17 protein-coding genes and 1 tRNA gene are annotated in these 17,309 nt (G+C 71.0%); 9 read left to right on the top strand and 9 right to left on the bottom strand.

All coding sequences use genetic code 11. From position 1 onward, the window contains the following. Positions 1-29: 29 nt before the first annotated feature. On the top strand, positions 30-662 hold the full coding sequence (locus K5S26_RS13885; RefSeq protein WP_246604022.1) for an HAD-IA family hydrolase: 633 nt from the start codon (positions 30-32) through the stop codon (positions 660-662). Positions 663-729: 67 nt separating this feature from the next. Beyond that, positions 730-1,263, top strand: a complete 534-nt coding sequence (locus tag K5S26_RS13880) for a putative immunity protein (RefSeq protein WP_221859197.1) — start codon at positions 730-732, stop codon at positions 1,261-1,263. A gap of 59 nt (positions 1,264-1,322) precedes the next feature. Here the strand turns inward: K5S26_RS13880 and K5S26_RS13875 are convergent, their stop codons facing one another. Both K5S26_RS13875 and K5S26_RS13870 read right to left on the bottom strand, forming a co-directional pair. Then, positions 1,323-1,991 carry a maleylpyruvate isomerase family mycothiol-dependent enzyme gene (locus K5S26_RS13875; protein ID WP_221859195.1) on the bottom strand — a complete coding sequence of 223 codons (669 nt, stop codon included), beginning with the start codon at positions 1,989-1,991 and terminating at the stop codon, positions 1,323-1,325. After that, entirely contained in the window at positions 1,992-2,282 is a 291-nt protein-coding gene (locus tag K5S26_RS13870) for a DUF1905 domain-containing protein (RefSeq protein ID WP_221859194.1), read from the bottom strand. A gap of 63 nt (positions 2,283-2,345) precedes the next feature. On the opposite strand from K5S26_RS13870, the gene K5S26_RS13865 reads away from it, so the two are divergent. Continuing rightward, complete coding sequence (locus K5S26_RS13865; RefSeq protein ID WP_221859192.1) at positions 2,346-3,341, top strand: RNA polymerase subunit sigma-70; 996 nt, start codon at positions 2,346-2,348, stop codon at positions 3,339-3,341. A 279-nt stretch (positions 3,342-3,620) separates the two neighbouring features. Next, positions 3,621-4,061 (top strand): MarR family winged helix-turn-helix transcriptional regulator, encoded by a 441-nt coding sequence (locus tag K5S26_RS13860; RefSeq protein ID WP_221859190.1) that lies wholly within the window; start codon positions 3,621-3,623, stop codon positions 4,059-4,061. Positions 4,062-4,292: 231 nt separating this feature from the next. Here the strand turns inward: K5S26_RS13860 and K5S26_RS13855 are convergent, their stop codons facing one another. The 4 genes from K5S26_RS13855 to K5S26_RS13840 all read right to left on the bottom strand — a co-directional run bounded on the left by K5S26_RS13855 (position 4,293) and on the right by K5S26_RS13840 (position 9,632). Continuing rightward, on the bottom strand, positions 4,293-4,562 hold the full coding sequence (locus K5S26_RS13855; RefSeq protein WP_221859188.1) for a helix-turn-helix domain-containing protein: 270 nt from the start codon (positions 4,560-4,562) through the stop codon (positions 4,293-4,295). An 18-nt stretch (positions 4,563-4,580) separates the two neighbouring features. After that, positions 4,581-6,791 carry an AAA family ATPase gene (locus tag K5S26_RS13850; protein WP_221859186.1) on the bottom strand — a complete coding sequence of 737 codons (2,211 nt, stop codon included), beginning with the start codon at positions 6,789-6,791 and terminating at the stop codon, positions 4,581-4,583. Between the two features lie 98 nt (positions 6,792-6,889). Then, on the bottom strand, positions 6,890-9,040 hold the full coding sequence (locus tag K5S26_RS13845) for an LPXTG cell wall anchor domain-containing protein (protein WP_221859184.1): 2,151 nt from the start codon (positions 9,038-9,040) through the stop codon (positions 6,890-6,892). Between the two features lie 262 nt (positions 9,041-9,302). Then, a complete protein-coding gene (locus K5S26_RS13840; RefSeq protein WP_221859182.1) occupies positions 9,303-9,632 on the bottom strand; it encodes a DUF7882 family protein in 330 nt (109 codons plus the stop codon). A gap of 170 nt (positions 9,633-9,802) precedes the next feature. Between K5S26_RS13840 and K5S26_RS13835 the strand changes: the two genes are divergently transcribed. Continuing rightward, a complete protein-coding gene (locus tag K5S26_RS13835) occupies positions 9,803-10,318 on the top strand; it encodes a MarR family winged helix-turn-helix transcriptional regulator (protein WP_221859180.1) in 516 nt (171 codons plus the stop codon). Positions 10,319-10,525: 207 nt separating this feature from the next. Here the strand turns inward: K5S26_RS13835 and K5S26_RS13830 are convergent. Continuing rightward, a tRNA-Arg gene (locus K5S26_RS13830) sits at positions 10,526-10,598 on the bottom strand. Between the two features lie 213 nt (positions 10,599-10,811). Here K5S26_RS13830 and K5S26_RS13825 point away from each other — a divergent pair. Beyond that, positions 10,812-11,009 carry a hypothetical protein gene (locus K5S26_RS13825; protein ID WP_221859178.1) on the top strand — a complete coding sequence of 66 codons (198 nt, stop codon included), beginning with the start codon at positions 10,812-10,814 and terminating at the stop codon, positions 11,007-11,009. Positions 11,010-11,048: 39 nt separating this feature from the next. On the opposite strand, the gene K5S26_RS13820 is transcribed toward K5S26_RS13825, so the two are convergent. Beyond that, positions 11,049-11,642 (bottom strand): asparagine synthase, encoded by a 594-nt coding sequence (locus tag K5S26_RS13820; protein ID WP_221859176.1) that lies wholly within the window; start codon positions 11,640-11,642, stop codon positions 11,049-11,051. Positions 11,643-11,719: 77 nt separating this feature from the next. Continuing rightward, complete coding sequence (locus K5S26_RS13815) at positions 11,720-13,195, bottom strand: glyceraldehyde-3-phosphate dehydrogenase (RefSeq protein WP_246604042.1); 1,476 nt, start codon at positions 13,193-13,195, stop codon at positions 11,720-11,722. A gap of 340 nt (positions 13,196-13,535) precedes the next feature. Here K5S26_RS13815 and K5S26_RS13810 point away from each other — a divergent pair, with 340 nt between their 5' ends. From K5S26_RS13810 to K5S26_RS13800, 3 genes are all read left to right on the top strand, one after another. Next, positions 13,536-15,041 carry a P-loop NTPase family protein gene (locus tag K5S26_RS13810; protein ID WP_221859172.1) on the top strand — a complete coding sequence of 502 codons (1,506 nt, stop codon included), beginning with the start codon at positions 13,536-13,538 and terminating at the stop codon, positions 15,039-15,041. Between the two features lie 131 nt (positions 15,042-15,172). After that, positions 15,173-15,640 carry a GNAT family N-acetyltransferase gene (locus K5S26_RS13805; protein ID WP_221859171.1) on the top strand — a complete coding sequence of 156 codons (468 nt, stop codon included), beginning with the start codon at positions 15,173-15,175 and terminating at the stop codon, positions 15,638-15,640. A gap of 157 nt (positions 15,641-15,797) precedes the next feature. Beyond that, entirely contained in the window at positions 15,798-17,306 is a 1,509-nt protein-coding gene (locus K5S26_RS13800; protein ID WP_308122986.1) for a fumarylacetoacetate hydrolase family protein, read from the top strand. Positions 17,307-17,309: the final 3 nt, after the last annotated feature.

The following is a 17,309-nucleotide window of genomic DNA, read 5'->3' as shown; positions in this document are numbered from 1 at the left end:
GCGATGGATCGGCGCCGGAAGGGAGAGGGATGCAGCGGTTCGAGGCTGCGCTGTTCGACATGGACGGCACCCTGGTCGACTCGACCGGTGCAGTGGAGGCCGTCTGGACGGAGGTCGCCTCGGTGCACGGGCTCGACGTCGGCGAGATCCTCGCGGTCGCGCACGGAATGCGGGCGTCCGACACCATACGGCGCTTCCTGCCCGCCCATCAGGTAGACGACGCGGTCTCGGCGCTGGAGGCGCAGGAGATCGCCACGGCGGAGGGCACCCTCCCGATCCCGGGAGCCCTCGCGTACGTCGCGGGGCTGCGTGAGCGCGGCGTGCCGGTGGCCGTCGTCACGTCGGCCTCGAGGCCGCTGGCGGAGGCGCGCCTGCGGGCGGTCGGGCTGCCGGAGCCGGACGTGCTCGTCACGGCGGGCGATGTGCTGCACGGCAAGCCCGCGCCCGACGGCTATCTGCTCGCCGCGGAGCGGCTCGGCGTCGACCCGCGAGGCTGCTGCGTCTTCGAGGACGCCGAGGCGGGCGTGCACGCCGGGCTCTCGTCCGGCGCGACCGTCATCGTCGTCGGCGGATGGGACTCCCCCGCGACGCTCGGCCTGCGGCGCATCCGCGACTACGAGGAGCTCCTCCTCGATCCGGCTTCCGATCCGCTCGCGCCGTGAGGCGCTCTGGCGGGGAGTAGCCGCCGGGCGTCGCGGCCTTCGCTCCTTCTCGCGGGACACTGGACGCATGGCCTCCACGAACGGCGACTTCGAGCTCACCCTGGACGAGCTGCGCGCCGTGGCGCGGTACGCCGCTGACTGCGCGGAGAGCCTGCTCGCCGAGTTCGAGGCCGATGCTCCGGGCGACACGCGCCCGAGGGAGGCGCTCGACGCCGCGCGGGCGTTCGCGGAGGGCGCGGCGCGGACGAACCTCCAGCGGGCGACGGCGTTCGCCGCGCATCGGGCGGCGAAGACCGCCTCCACCGAGACGGCGCAGCTCGCGGCCCTCGCCTGCGGCGACGCCGCCGCAGCCGCGTACCTCCACCCGATCGCGAAGGCGACGCAGGTCGGCCACGTGCTCCGTCCCGCCGCGTGCGCGGTGAGGGTCGCAGAGCTGAGGGGTGGTGAGGACCGCCGCGGTGAGAGCGTCCGGAGCCTCGCACAGCGCGCCGTCCACCCGGTGCCGGAGGTGCTCCGGCGCTACCCGAACGCCCCGCGAGGGGCGTCGCGCCTGTCGCAGCTGATGAGCGAGCTCGACGCGGCGATCCGAGCCCGCGACTGATCGTCCCGGGCGCACCTCGTCCGCCGCGGGCATCGCACGGCCGTCGGATCGCCGCCGACCTACCGATCGGTGCGCTCTCTGCGCGGCGGCCGCCAGGCAGCACCGCGGCGTTCGATCAGCACGGATGCGCCCGGCCCCTGCAGTTCGTCCTCCGCGAGCGGCCTCCCCGAGAGCGCGAGCAGCAGCGAGAGCGCCGGGCCCCGCACCTCGCGGCCCTGCCCTCTCGCGAACGGGGCGTCGGTGGCGACGAGCCGCAGACCGCGTGCGCGGGAACGCGAGTACTCGGTGAAGTCGTGTCGGGCGAACCATTCGAGCGTGACGGCGGCGGTCGAGGGAGGGACGTCCGCGGGGATGCGGAGCGGGCGGCGGATCTCCTCGCCATGGATCAGGACCTCGCCCAGGCCGGCGAACAGAGGCCCCGCTGCGCGGCGCCGGTTCTCGATCGATCGCCGGTACCGGGCGTGCGTCTCCTGCGGTGTGCGCCCCATCGCCGCGGTCACGCCGCGTCGCTTGTGCAGCTCGAAGTCGAATCGCGCCGAGATCACGCTGCGAAGCCATGCGGCGATGCTCTGCTCGGCGCCGACCGTGAGGTGCGCGAGGGTCTGCTCAACCGTCCAGGGACCCACCAGGGCACGACGCCGCCACTGGTCGTCGGTGAGCGAGCGCGTCTGATCGTGCAGCCGCCGCCGTTCCGTGTGGATCAGCGACCACAGGTCGACCGCGCTCATCTACCTCACCCGCCGGGAGAGGTGGATCGTGACGACGTCGCCGATGTCCTTGCCGAGCTTTCCGCGCACCGCGGCATTGAGCGACACCATGTGCCCGCCCGTTCCGGTGACCATCATGCCGACGTCGGGCAGAGGCAGGCCGTCGACCGTCAGGTCGACCCGCACAGAGCGGCGGGTGCCGAAGTACTCGGCCGACCCGGGCATCTCCACGCACGCCCACACCTCGCCCTTGACCTCGACCCCTATCGGGGCGGTGAACGTGTGATCGAGAGCGGTCGGCTCGAACGGCATGGGATTCTCCTCCGTGTGGATGCTGTCGAAGGTGAGACCGCGCGAACGCGCGAGAATCGTCGCGTGGCGCAGAATCTCTCAGACGGCTCGGCCGTCCAGCCGTCTGACGCATCCGACCAGGACGTCCGCGAACGGTTCGAACGCTCCGTGGCGCCGTTGCGGCGCGAGCTCCACGCGCACTGCTACCGGATGCTGGGATCGGTGTTCGACGCCGATGACGCGTTGCAGGAGGGTCTCGTGCGCGCGTGGAGGGCGTTCGACGGGTTCGAGGGACGCAGCTCGCTCCGCACCTGGCTCTACACCGTGGTGACGCGGGCGTGCATCGACGCCGCGGCAGCGCGACGAAGGCGCGCTCTGCCGGTGGATCTCGGCCCCGCCTCGTCTGGCGCCGACCGCGGCGGGATGCCCCGCGAAGACGTCCTGTGGCTCACCCCCTACCCGGATCCCGCGGACGTCGCGTCACGGATGGAACGCCTCGAGGTGGCCTTCATCGCCGCGTTGCAGCACCTGACCGGCAACGAGCGGGCGGCTCTCCTGCTCGTCGACGTGCTCGGCTTCTCCGCGGCCGAGGCGGCCGAGAGCCTCGGGGCGACCCCGACTGCCGTCCACTCCGCCCTCGCACGCGCGCGGCGCAGGCTCGCAGGCACAGCCCGTCCCCATGCCGTCGCGCCGCGGCCGTCGGCGCCCGTCTTGTCTCTCGCTCGGCGGTTCGCCGATGCGCTCACGTCGTCCGACGTCGACGCGTTCGTCGCGCTGCTCGCTCGCGACGTCACCTGGCAGATGCCTCCGCTGGCTGAGTGGTACAGCGGCGTGGAGGCGGTGGCGTCCTTCGCGCAGGCCGTGCCGATGACGCTCTGCCCGAGCTGGCGAACACGGGTGCTCACGGCCAACGGGCACCCTGCGGTCGCGTTCTACCTCGGGCAGAGCGCCGACGGTCCGCACCGTGCCTGGTCGCTGACCCTGCTCGCCGCCTCCGGCCACGGACGTGTCGAGAGCATCGTGTCCTTCCTGGAGCCGGCGCTCTTCGAACGGTTCGGCCTGCCCGCCGAGATCGACTGAACGCCGGCGCCGCCAGCACGATCCCGGGCATCACGGACGAGGATCGACGGCGAGCGCGGCCCCCCGAGACAAATCACGAAAAAGTAACGACGAGCTCTTGTGTGCCGTTACCTCACCGTTATAGAGTGCTTCTCACCGGCAGCCGTTTTGCTGTGGCGGATGCCGGACATGTGATTGCAGGACACTCTTGGTGCAAGGGACAGGGGGCCTGTCGGATGCCTCTCCGACGGGCCCCTCACCATGTGCTCCGGCGCCCGTCCGCGCGGATACTCTGGATCCATGGCTGATCGCAGGCTCGCCGTCGAGGCATGGGAGAGCCTGTTCCGCGCGCAGTACGAGGTGTTCGCAGAGGTCGCATCCGACTTCGCGGGCACCGAGCTCTCCCAACCGGAGTACGACGTGCTCCTCACCGTCACGCGCGCGCCGGGGATGTCCGCACGCCTCCGCGACGTCACGTCGAACATGCTCATCAGCCAGCCGAGCGTCTCGCGACTCGTCGACCGGATGGTCGCGCGCGGCCTGCTGACCAAGTGCGCTGACCCGGAGGACGGCCGCGGCGCGGTCGTCTCGGCGACAGAGGGCGGCGCGCGCGCCTTCCGCGTGCTGGCGACCGCGCACGGTCGCTCGATCGCCGAGCGGATGTCGGTCCTGTCCGAGGACGAGCTGCGCACCCTGCGCGACCTGACGAAGAAGCTCCGGGCCACGCGGCCCGACGAGTAGGACCCGTTCGCTCAGAGCGAACAGCGGCTCGGCCATCGCGAGCGTCCGCCGCTCATGCCCGCACGTAAGACAAGAACGGCCCGCCGAAGCGGGCCGTCCTCACACTGTCTCAACACAGTTCTGTCGGTTCCGGAGAACCTGTGCGCCCGAGGAGACTCGAACCCCTCGACCCGAAGGCCTCACCAGAGGCGCTGGTGCGATCCCAGTCTACGGCACCGTCTGCTGTCTCGCTCAGCCGCCTCGGCCCGACTCCCCCGAGAGACGCCGCCCGACAGCTGCGCGCGATGCGACACCCAGCTTTCGCAGCACGTTCGAGACATGCTCCTCCACCGTGCGCGTGCTGATCCCGAGGCGCACGGCGATGAGCTTGTTCGAGAGCCCTTCGCCCACGAGCTCCGCCACTTCCGCTTCGCGGCGAGTGAACGACGCGCCGTGCTCGGAGGGGTCGGCGCGGCGGGCACGCGCCGCCACCTCCTCAGCGAACGCGCGGCGGTGCGGCATGCCGAGCTCCTCGAAGCATCAAGCCGATTCCGTTGCCGTGTTCGCCGCCTGCAGCGCGTCGCCCCCTTCCCGCAATGCGACCTCCGCGTCCAGGATGCCGACGAAGGCCCGCTGCGAGCGCAGACCGGTGCGAACGGACTCGGCTCTCGCCTCCTCGACGAGCCCTCGTGCCCGAGCCGCGTCGCCGTTGATCAATGCGATCGTCGCCCGATCGAGCAGTCGCATGGCGACGGTCGCATCCAGCACCTCGGGCTGAACGGGGATCGCCCCGCCTCCCTCGAGCGACGCGCGGATGCGAGCTACGGCCGATTCCGTCGTGCGCCGCCACCAGGGGACGGTCGACGGCACGGCACGGGTGAGCTCCGCCATCCGCTCGCGCATCGCCGCGACATCACCGCGCCACTGTGCGCAGAGGACGCGTGCGGTCAGAGCAAGGGGCACGATGTCGGGTGTAGAGAAGCGCCCCGCCTCGACGACAGCGGTTCGAGCCGCGTCGTCGGCCTCCCGCATCCTGTCGCGGTGAATCAGCGAGTATGCGAGCACCGCTCTCAGATGCGGCAGAACGTGAGAGCGGCCATGGCGCTCCGCGGTGCGGATGCCGAGCCGGGAGAGGCGGATGGCGTCGTCGAACTCGTCCAGCACGTAGGCGCTCCAGCCCGCCACGGCAAGGGTGTCGACGATGTCCCGTAGCTGCTCGTCGGCAAGGGCGGCGAGCCCGTCGGCGACGCCGGCGAACTCGTGCCGCGCGTCGGGCACGTCACCGGCATTGAGCATCGACATCGCTCGCAGGGCACGACCGGCGAGTTCCGCCGCCCCGCCGTCGCCGTCCACAGGCAGGTCGATGTCGACGGGGTGGCGAGCCTCGTGCATGATGGCGAGGGTCGCACGCTCGAGACGCAGAGGCAGATCCTCCTCCTCGCTTCGTCGAGCCAGGACGTCGCTCGCGTCTTCGAGCCTTCCCAACATGCGCAGCGCGTGCGCGAGCAGTTGACGGGACTCGCCCCGATGCTGCGGGTGCGTCGTCAGGGGAACGAGCAGGTCTATCGCCTCCCTTGGGCGGCCGCTCAGCACGAGCCCGCGGGCGAGCAGCACGTCCCGACCCTCGTCTCTGAGATGAGTCGTCGAGCGCAACCACCGGACCACCGTGGCCGGGGACGTGCCGATCAGCGGAGCCGCGGCGCGGATCACACTGTCAGATTCCTTCGGGGTCTGATGTCCCCCCAGGAACGCGAGATGCTCGATCCGTTCGTGCATCGTGAGCTCTCCCCGGAGCCCGGCGGCCGAACGGTGCGCGTTCACGAGCCAGGCCGGGTCCGCGACGTGCTGCGCAGCGTCGCGGATGACCGGGTGCATCTGCTCTATGCGATCCGGCAGGTCGGCGAGGAGCCGTCTTTGCTTCAGCACATGCAGCGCGGCGGCGAGACGGGCATCGCTCAGGCCCGTCAGCACGCCGACACCTCGAGCAGAGGCGGTGCCGAGCACGGCCACGGCCGACGCGCACAGCCGCGCGTCCGCCGGGAGCGCGTCCAGCTCGCTGCGAACCGCGTCCAACAGAGTGACCGCCCAGCCATCTCCTGGCGGGCCCAGCCAGGCCACCGGATCCTCGCCGTCCCGCCGGGCCATCGCGAGAGTATGCGCAAACAGCGGATTTCCTTGCGAGCGCTGCACGACGATATCCGACGTGTCCTCGTCTCCGGTGCGCGTGATCTCGCGGATCTCGGCGTCTGAGAGAGGACCGAGCAGGATGTGGTGCATGGGGAAGCCTGAACGCCGCGCGGCGGAAACGAGGGATGGCGGCAGGCGGTGGGGACGATGCGCCAGCACCATAGTGGCGCCGTGGGCGGGCGACGACACGATCTGCTCGAGCAACTCGACGGACGCGTCATCGGCCGCATGCACATCGTCGACGACGACCGTCATGGGATGCTCTGACAGGTATCGGATGCAGCGGGAGGCCATGTCGGAGACGGAGATCCCTTCCTCGAGGAGCCTCTCCGGCGAACGACGATGGGCATGCCGCACGAGGTTTCTCGCTGCGTGCAGCGGAGCCGACGCGTCTACGCCCTGCTCCCGGAGGACAGGGACAGCCAACCGCGACGCCGCGACGTTGAGCAGAGCCGTCTTCCCGATGCCCATCACGCCTTCCAGCAGTACGACCGACCGACCATCGGGACCGCTCCGGGCTGCGACCTCGATGAGCCGTCGCAGCTCTCGGTCGCGTCCGATCACGCCTACCTCCTTGCTTCTGTCGCCGATCTTAGGAACGCTCGGCACCGCGCTCGAGCCCGCCCCGACAAGATTCTCGGGGCGGGCTCGAATGCGGGTGGTCAGCCGACGGAGCGCCGACGCACGACGAGCAGCAAGACGCCCGCTGCCAGCGCGGCGGTCCCGGCTGCGAGGAACGCGAGATTCATCTCCGTCCCGGTCGCTGCAAGCGGCGTCCCGCCATCCGCCGACACGATCCTGATCTGCTGCCAGCCGATCACCGTGCCGTCGGCGGTGACCGCGGCGAGGCGGTGCACGCCGGTCACGTCTCGCGGCAGAGTGGCGTCGAAGCCTTCACCGTCGACGGTGTGCACGCCCAGAGACAGCGGATCCGACAGCAGCCACAGCCCGATGCGCTCGCCCTCGCGGTCCCCTCCGACCCCGACGGGGATGACATCGCCCGCGGTCGCCACCGCCGGCGCGGTGATGCGTCCCTCGAGATCGGCAGTGAGTGCTTCCTCGCTCGGTGCGGGGAAGTCGGAGACCGGCTCAGAAGGGGCGGGAGCGGGCTCGGTCGGCTGAGGAGCCGGCTCAGACGGGCCGGGCGCAGGCTCGGTCGGCTCGGGTGCCGGCTCCGTCGGCTTGGGCGCGGGCTCCGTCGGAGTCGGGGTCGGGGTCGGGGTCGGGGCAGGAGCGGGCGCGTCCGCCTCCGCGACCCAGGTGAGGATCGAGGCACCGCAGACGCCGACGCCCGCATAGATGGTTCCGGATGCGCTGCCGTCCGAACGCACGACGCCCTCCAGGACGTAGGAGGTCGAGCCGGCCTCGTCGTCCCAGCGGATCTCGAACGGTCGATCCGCCGTGACGGCCGTCGTCGGGAAATCCCGGTCCGCGAGGTCGGCATGTCCCGAACCGTGGAAGCCGCCGCTCACACACGCCCACCAGTACTCGCCGGAGAGGCCGGAAAGCTCGCCGGCGTCGTTCACCTCGAAGGAGATGGGACGGCGTTCGACCTCATCGAGCGGACGACTGCTCGCGTGCGTCTGCTCGGACGTGCCCTCATAGAGCCCTGCCCGTGGGAGGGCGCCCTGACCGTCGGGGACGAGGTCGAACCCAGCGGTCGCCTCACCGACAGGATGCACCCAGCGCACCTCGTGATGTCCGAGCTCCAGAGGGCCGGTCAGTTCGTGACTGAGCTCACCCGAGCTGTTGGCCTCGAGCGTCGCCACCCGTTCCGACCCCAGGTAGAGGTCGACGGGCGCGGAGTCCGGGAAGCCCGTCGCGCTGACCCGCAGCGGGGTCTCGGCCAACTGGCTCTCGGTGACGACAGACCAGGACGTCTGAGCGGAGGGCGAGAACAGGTCGGAGTACTCGTCGTCGAACCACTCGGCATCCGCGACGACGGAGAAGGAGTCTGCAACCTCGCCCTCGTCGGCGCGCAGAGCGAGCGTGTGCTTCCCCGGCTCCAGCTCGACGGTGAAGGCGAAGCCGACCTCGCCGGTCTCATCCGCGACCTGCTCGCCCGCAGCCTCTCCATCCACGAGGACGGTCACGGCGGACTCGGCGGAGAAGCCCCAGCCCAAGACCGAGAGCCCTGTGCGTTCCAGCTCCCACACGGGCAGGGACTCGGCTCCCAGCGTGATGCGCGGCTCGTAGCCGCCTGCTGTGACGGTGAGCTCGGTCCTGGCGGTCAGCCCGCCGGCCGCGATGGAGAGTGGATAGCTGCCAGCAGCGCGCTTCGCGGTGTACTCGATCTGGACCCAGCCGTCGTCTTCCACCGTGACCCGCTCGATGACATCGCCGTCGAGCCTGATGACAGCCTCCGCGCCGGGCGCGAAACCGTTGCCCTCGATGGCGACGCCGGTGAACTCGAGGTCGTGCTGACTGATCTCCTCCGGGACCACCCAGAGCGAGTGCTGGTCCGCGACCTCGACCGGCTCGTCCTCCGTCGCGACGGCCTGTCCGGTGTCGGCCTCGTCCTCGGCCGCAACCGCTGCATCTCGCTGGGCGTCCTCGGACTCGTCGACATCGAGCCGGGCTGCCTTCTCCGACGCCCCCTCGGCTTCTCCGGGCTCGACAGACTGCTGGTCTCCTTGCTCGGAGGACGCCTCGTCCTGCTCTGCCTCGGGGAGAGTCTCCGCAGAGACGTCGACGATGGCCTCATCACGTGGAGACGCGCTCCCTCCCGCTGCCTCGGCGGAGCCCGCTGCCTCGGCGGAGGCGGGCGGGGCGACGCCCAGAGCGACGACGAGGGCCAAGGCTGCGCCTGCCATCGCCACGGTGTATCGGCGGCGTGCCCCGGCCGTGCGATCGTCGGGTGCGGGTGGTCGTGACATTCGAACCTCACAAGCTCTCTCCATGGCGTGATGCCGAGGATCGATCCCGTGCCGCTCTGCGGCAACGATTCTCGGCACGCAACAGGGCCTGCCCTGCCGCGCTCACAATCTATGGATCTGCTCTGAGGTCAGAGAACCCGTATTCTCCGGGGGCCGGACGCTCTGAGGACGTCCCGCCGGCCAGTCGGGTGACCGTCCGTCAGGCGGCGACGTCGATCGGGGGGACTGCGGATAGCTTGGGCGCTCGGGGGCTCAGGTCCATGCCCTTCATCGACGCCGCCGCCTGGACGAGCTCATCGAGCAGGCGTCCGTCGAGCGAGACGTCACCCTCCGCATCCCAGATGAACCTCAGCGGGATCGACGGCTGCACCCAGATCGTCTCCCGGCCCGAGCCCGACGGGCGCTTCCAGGACATGAGGAACGACTCGCCTCGGCGCAGCTTGGTGAACGCGACCGCCTGCGCGTGCATCAGCAACACGTCGTCGACCTCGATCGCCTCGTCCATCGATCCGTAGAACAGCTGTCCCATGACGTTCCCCTTCGATCGCGCGGGTCGCGGTGTGCAACCTTGCTTAGTCTGCCTTATACTTAGAGAGACTAGTAGTCATGCTGAAGTAATATCAAGTCGGCTTCGCCTACGGCGTGCCGTCACCCAGACCGCCATGAGCCCGGCAAAGGAAGAGAAGTATGCTCAGCCCGATGGCACCCCCGACGAACGACGCCACGTCTGGCTACTGGTACCCCGACAGCGAGGGCGCCACCACCGTCGAGATCCTGAACCTGCTGCGCCGTTACCGCTCGGCCGAGACGGCGATGCGCGCGCGCACCCGCGCGTCCATGCGCATGAACGAGACCGACCTGATGGCGCTGCGCCACCTGCTGCGCGAGAAGCACGCTGGGCGCCCCGTGCGCGCCATCGACCTGGCCCGCCACCTGCACATCTCGAGCGCGTCGGTCACCGCGCTCGTGGACCGCCTCGTCAGGGACGGCCACGCGCAGCGGGAGCCGCACCCGACCGACCGGCGCACGCTGATCATCGCCCCCACCTCCCACAGCGACGAAGAGGTCCGCGCGACCCTCGGAAAGATGCACCAGAGCATGCTGGGCCTCGTCGACAGCCTCACCGACCGCGAGCGCGTCATCGTCGCGCGGTTCTTGAAGGGCATGACCGAGGCCGTCGAGGAGGCCACCGAGGACGAGCCGGCGGAGGGCTGACGCCGAAGCCGCGTCGCGCATCGACCGGATGCGCGGCCGCGTCCTTCCGGCGTCGAGCGGTGGAGGCGCGCCTCACGCGCGAGCGACCGAGATCCGATCGACCCTAATCGGCCCACCACCCGGCAGAGGCATCCGGGCAAAGACATCCGGGCAAACCGAAGGCCCCCGGCTTCCTTGATCTCTCAAAGAATCCGGGGGCCTGTTCGGTGCGCCCGAAGGGACTCGAACCCCTAACCTTCTGATCCGTAGTCAGATGCTCTATCCATTGAGCTACGGGCGCTTTCCGTTGCCTCGGCAACCCGTCTACTGTACATCACCCCGGCAGTCGTCCGCGAATCGAGGCTGCCCGCTCGGCGGGCCGGGCGCGTCGCTCGATAACGCTCCGCGGGCCCCACCGCAAGCCCCTGTGCCGCCGCCCCGCCGCGACCTACTGTCGAGATAGATCCGATGTCCGACATCGGACGAGAACCATCCGATGACGAGAGGAGCCGACATGGGAATCCTGGACGACGCTAAGGACGCCGCGCAGACCGCCGCACGCAAGGCGAAGGATGCGTGGGACGACACCACCGACCGCATCGGAGACAAGGCCGACGAGGCCAAGGCCGAGGCAGACGTGAAGAAGGCGGAGCACGACCGCGACCGGGTGCAGAACCGCAACGAGGTCAAGGAAGAGCTGCGGGGCGACTGACCCCCGACCGCCACACGCGGCGGGCGCGCGAGACGACTCTCAGGAGACGTCGACCGCGTCCGCCGCGTCGTCGTCTGCGGCGGCGCCGACCTTCCGACGGCGACGCGCCTGCGCCGAGAGCTTCTGCAGGTCTACGAGCCTGAGCGCCTGCATCCGGGCGTCTCGCATCGACGCGTAGTCGGGGTCCTGATCGGGACGCATGGCCTCGACCCTCAGACGGCCCTGCAGGTTGACCTCGACGTCATGCCAGGCGGCCTCTCGGGCGCCCTCCACGATCGCGCGCAGCTCGTCCGGCTCCTCGGCCTTGACCCGCAGAGCCTTAGCGACGCCCGCATACTGCTTCGCGCGTCGACGGAGGTTGCGGACGTCGCGGTCGCGATAATCGTGCGTGCCGTGCGGCTGGGTGTGCCGGCCCCACGCCGCCTTCCGGGCGCGGGAGACCGATTCGGCGGCCGCCGCCTGCTCGTCGGCGAGGGCGATGAGCACCCCCCGCGCCGTACCCGTGAAGTGCTGGGAATCGAACGACTCCCCCAGCGAGATCGTGCTCACGAGGATCGTGTTCTTGACCGACAGGCGCGCGGCCGCCAGCGCGATCGCCACGCCCTCGTCGATGGCGTCTGCGTTGCGTCCCACGGCGCCTCCCCTGCAGCACGGTTCTCCTGCGGAGCGGACCGATCGGCCCGCCCCTCAAGGGTAGTCGCCGGGCGGCTTCAGACGGTGGCGGGGACCGCCCCGACGCGCGAGTCGTCCAGCGCATCGCCGGATCGCTCGGCGGCCACGGGCTCCGCGATGACGGCACGACGCTCGGGCAGCACTGTCGGATGCGCGCCGGCCATCTTCTCGATCACCCGCACGACCTGGCACGAGTAGCCGTACTCGTTGTCGTACCAGACGTAGAGGACGACGTTGTCGCCGTCCTCGTCGACGATCGTCGCCAGCCCGTCCACGATGCCCGCGCGGTTGCTGCCGACGAAGTCCGTCGAGACCACCTCCGGCGATTCGATGTAGTCGACCTGCTGGCGCATGGGCGAGCTCAGCGAGACCTGGCGCAGGAAGCCGTTGAGCTCGTCCTTCGTCGTGGCTCGGCCCAGCTGCAGGTTCAGGATGGCGAGCGAGACGTCCGGGGTGGGCACGCGGATGGCGTTTCCGGAGAGCTTCCCCGCCAGCTGCGGCAGCGCCTTCGCGACGGCCTTCGCCGCGCCCGTCTCGGCGATGACCATGTTGAGCACCGCCGAGCGGCCTCGGCGATCGCCCTTGTGGAAGTTGTCGATCAGGTTCTGGTCGTTGGTGAACGAGTGCACGGTCTCGACGTGGCCGCGCACCACCCCGAACGACTCGTCGAGCACGCCGAGCACCGGCGTGATGGCGTTCGTCGTGCACGAGGCGGCAGAGAGGATCGCGTCCTCGTCCGTGATCGCCTCGCCGTTGACGCCGTACACGATGTTCTTGATGTCGCCCTTGCCCGGTGCCGTCAGCAGCACGCGTGCGGCACCCTTCGCGCGGAGGTGCTGCGACAGCCCCGCCTCGTCGCGCCACCGGCCGGTGTTGTCCACGATGATCGCGTCGTGGATGCCGTATCGCTCGTAGTCGACGGTCGCGGGATCGTCCGAGTAGATCACCTGGATCAGGGTGCCGTTGGCGAGGATGGTGTCGTTCTCCTCGTCGACCTCGATCGAGCCGGCGAACGGACCGTGGACGGAGTCGCGGCGCAGCAGGCTCGCGCGCTTCTTGAGGTCGGCGTCGCCGCCCCTGCGCACCACGATGGCGCGCAGGCGCAGCCCGGAGCCGTTGCCCGTGTGGGCCAGCAGGATGCGGGCCAGCAGCCGCCCGATGCGCCCGAATCCGTAGAGGACCACGTCCGTCGGCTTCGGCGCGTCCGCATCGATGACGGCTGCCAGTTCCCGGCGCAGGAACGCCTCGAGCTGCGCCGGCTCGTAGGTGCCGCCCTCGTCGTCGTAGCGCGACACGAGCCGCGCCACGTCGATCGACGAGGCGCCCGGGCCGGCCCTTTCGACCGCCTCGAGCAGCGCGTACGTCTTGGTCGGGTTCAGCACGTCGTCTCCGTGCAGGCGAGCGAAGCGGTGGGCCTTGAGGATCTCGATCGGCGAGCGGTTGATGAGCCGGCGCCCGTGGATCGACGTCACGATGCCGTGCGTGCGATACAGACGGCCGATGAGCGGGATCATCCGCTCTGCCAGCTCCTCACGGGCGATCCATTCGGCCCGGTGCTGCTCGTAGCGGGGTGCCTCTCGGTTGTCGCTCACGCTCGCTCATCACTCCTTCGTAGATAGCGGGGGGTCTCCCGCGCGGCTCTCGCTTCGAGCCTAGGAAGCAGAACGCGCCGTCTTCCACGAATGACAAGAGCAAGAATCCCTGAAGTTTCGGGATCGCGAGGAATATGGGGGTCTCCCGCCCGCTCGACGGGAGAGGACGAGCACAACTTCGCGAGGAGGCGGGCAGAGGCGATGGCTACTGTGGGGTGTGGCGGCACTCTGCGCGTCTGGGGCGCGCCGCGGGAGGAGCGACATGGGCGGTTCGGACGATCCGGCGCTGCTGGCGACGGTGCACGAGGACGGGTCGGCCAGGATCGTCGCGGGCGAGGCCGTCACGGAGTTCGGCACGTCGACCATCGACGCCGGACGTGAGGCCGTCATGCTGCACACCATCGCGCTGGCCGCGGAGCGCGGCCTCCCCGTGCGGGTGCGGGTCACCGAGCCCGACGGCGTCTGGCCCCTCGTCGTCAGCGCCTCGGGCGAGGTCGAGCCGGACCAGGATGTCCCCGAGGAACAGCCGCCCGCCCCGGCGAGCCGTGGCGAGGGGAGCGGCACGGGCTCGCCCGTGCCCAGCACCCCCTACGACCTCGATGACGACGACAGCGATGTGGTGGACGACCCGAGCGACGACTCGCCCGCGCGGCGCCGACGCGAGGCGCCGCAGCCGGCCGCCCCGGCGCCGGTGCCGCGCTCCGCTGCGATCGACGACCGGGCGACGGCCGGAGCGGACGCCCTCGTGGCGGACGTCGCGGCCGTGCCGCCCGCCGCCGCGTCGCCCACCCCGGGCCCGACGACGCGGCCGGGCGCACGCAGAGGCGGCGCCGCGGACGGCCGCCGGTCGTTCCTCACCCCCGAGAGGCTCGAGGAGCCGGCGTCGCGCGGCTGGCGCGGAGCGCTGATCCGGCTCGGGATGCGCATGTCCCCGAACGCCGCCGAGCGGGCGGAGCGCGCCGACATGTCGACGGTGTCGCAGCACTGGCCCGGCCCCCGCACGATCGCGATCGTGAACGGCAAGGGCGGATCGGGCAAGACCCCGACGACGATCCTGACCGCGGCGGTGTTCGCCCGATACGGCGGTGTGGGGGTGCTCGCGTGGGACAACAACCAGACCCGCGGGACCCTGGGCTGGCGCACCGAGCAGGGCCCGCACGACGCGAGCCTGCACGACCTGCTGCCCGAGACCGAGCGCCTGCTGTCGGCGAGCGCGCAGTCCGCAGACCTCGCCCGCTATGTGCATCACCAGACCCGCGACCGGTACGACGTGCTGCGTTCGCGGCCCGTGCTGCTCGCGCACGAGCAGCGGGTAGAGCGCGAGGACGTGGACCGGATCCATGCGGTGGCCGCGAAGTACTACCGCCTCATCGTGATGGACTCGGGCAACGACGAGTCCGACCCGATGTGGCGACAGATGATCGAGCGGACCGACCAGCTCGTGGTCGCGACGACCACGAGGGCGGAGCACGCGGAGGCGGGTGCCCTCCTGCTCGAGGCGCTCGCCGAACGCGACGAGCGGTCGGCGGCGCTCGTCAGAGGCTCGGTCGCGGTCGTCAGCCAGGCGGACCAGTACGCCCAGGCGTCGGACGTGCGCAACGTGGTCGAGGGCTACGAGGCGCTGAGCCGCGAGGTCGTCGCGATCCCCTACGATCCCGCGATGACCGGGGGCTTCCTGCACTACGGCGCCCTCCGCCCGGCGACGCAGCGCGCCTGGCTCGCGGCGACCGCCGCGATCGCCCGAGGGCTCGGCCCACAGGCCTCCTGACGGCCTCGGGACGCGTCCCGAAGGGACGATCCGGCCCTGCCGTTCCGCTGGTGCTCGCCTTCCGCAGCCCGCCGGCATCGCCGCGCCGCGCCGCCGGATGAGCGAGACCGAGGCGCTGTCAGACTGGTCGCATGCCGATCGCCCTCGTCCCGATGACCGCACAGCGGTTCCCCGCCTGGCAGGAGCGGTGTCGCGCCGCGTACGAGACAGACCTGATCGCCGCCGGCGAGACGCCGCACGCTGCGGCGCAGAAGGCGACCGAGTCACTGGAGCGGGCCTTCCCCGCCGGGGCCCCTACGACGGAGAACGCCGTGTTCGACCTCGTCCATGACACGTCCGGCGCCGTCGGGTACCTCTGGGTCGGTCGTGACAGCTCGGGGGACGAGACGTCGTGGTGGGTGTGGGACGTCGTCGTCGAGGCCGAGCACCGGGGCAAGGGCTATGGCCGGGCGGCGATGCGGCTCGCGGAGGAGCACGCGCGATCGGCGGGCGCTCGCACCCTGGGCCTGAGCGTGTTCGGCGACAACACCACCGCGCGCGCACTGTACGAGTCGGTCGGGTACGAGATCACCACGGTCAAGATGCGAAAGCAGCTCTGAGTCCGCTCGACCTGCTGACGCGGCGTGGCCGCGGCGGCCCCGGTCCGTGTGCCCACGGCGGGGGCTGCGCGACGCCCGGGCCTCTTGCCGACGCGAGTGGATCGTATATGATTTCGGATACGACGCCACCGGCGAGACGAGAGCGAAGGAGCTCGACGTGACCCACCTGCCGATCGATGCCCGCTTCGCGGCGCTCCCGGCCGTCCCCGGCAAGGTCATCGCCGTGCACCTGTCCTACGAGTCCCGGGCGGCGCAGCGCGGACGTCGGCCCGCGGCCCCGTCGTACTTCCTGAAGCCGACGAGCTCGGTCGCCTCCCCCGGCACGGACGTCGAGCGCCCCGAGGGCACCGAGCTGCTGGCGTTCGAGGGCGAGGTCGCGCTGGTCATCGGCGCTCCGGCCCGCCGGGTGACGCTCGAGCAGGCGTGGGACCATGTCGGCTGGGTCACGGCGGCGAACGACTGGGGGCTCTACGACCTGCGCGGAAACGACAAGGGGTCGAACCTGCGCAACAAGGGGCGCGACGGCTACACGCCACTGGGCCCGACGCTGATCGATGCGCGCACTGTCGACCCCGCCGAGCTGCGCGTCCGTGCGTGGCGCAACGGCGAGCTGGTGCAGGAAGACCGCACCGCCGCCGGCCGGCTGGTCTTCCCCTTCGCGCAGCTCGTCGCCGACCTGTCGCAGCACCTCACGCTCGAGGTGGGCGACGTCATCCTCACCGGCACCCCTGCCGGGTCTTCGGTCGCCGTCCCCGGGGACGTGATCGAGGTCGAGGTCGACGCTCCCCAGGCACCCGGGGCTCCCACGACCGGTCGTCTGGTGTCGCGCGTGGTCGATGGGGCCGGCCGCTTCGACGGGTCGCTCGGCTCGCTGCCGTCCGTGGACGACGCGCAGCGCGAGGAGGCGTGGGGATCGCGCGCGGCGGCCGGGCTGGCCGAGACGCCGGCCGCTCTCGCCGACGCGGTGCGCGACAAGCTGATGGCCGCGCCGGTCTCGGGGCTGTCGCAGGAGCTGCGCCGGCGCGGCCTGCGCTCGGTCTTCATCGACGGGCCGCAGAGCATCGCGCCGGGCGCGAAGCTCGTCGGCACCGCGAGGACCCTGCGCTTCGTGCCGCTCCGCGAGGACCTGTTCGCCGAGTTCGGCGGTGGCTACAACGCTCAGAAGCGCGTGTTCGACGCCGTGGATCCGGGCGAGGTCATCGTGATCGAGGCACGGGGCGAGACCGGCTCCGGCACGCTGGGCGACATCCTCGCCCTCCGCGCGCAGGTGCGCGGCGCGGCGGGTATCGTGACCGACGGGGGCGTGCGCGATGTCGCGCAGGTCGCCGGCCTCGACCTGCCGGTGTTCAGCCGAGGCGCCCATCCTGCCGTGCTCGGTCGTCTGCACGTGCCGTGGGAGCACGACGTGACGATCGCCTGCGGCGGCGCGGTCGTGCAGCCCGGCGACGTCATCGTCGGAGACGACGACGGCGTGATCGTGATCCCGCCCGCCCTCGCCGAGGAGGTCGCGGACGCCGCGCTCGCGCAGGAGGCCGAGGACGCGTGGATCTCCGCCCAGGTCGCCGCCGGGCACCCCGTCGACGGGCTGTTCCCGATGAACGCCGACTGGCGTGCGCGCTACGAGGCCGAGTCGGACGGGCCCGACACACCCGCCGAGGACGCGTGATCC

This window comes from Microbacterium marinilacus (assembly GCF_019753765.1).
GTDB lineage: Bacteria > Actinomycetota > Actinomycetes > Actinomycetales > Microbacteriaceae > Microbacterium > Microbacterium marinilacus.
The sequence above is the reverse complement of the archived record's forward strand: the minus strand, read 5'-3'. Positions and strand labels throughout refer to the sequence as shown.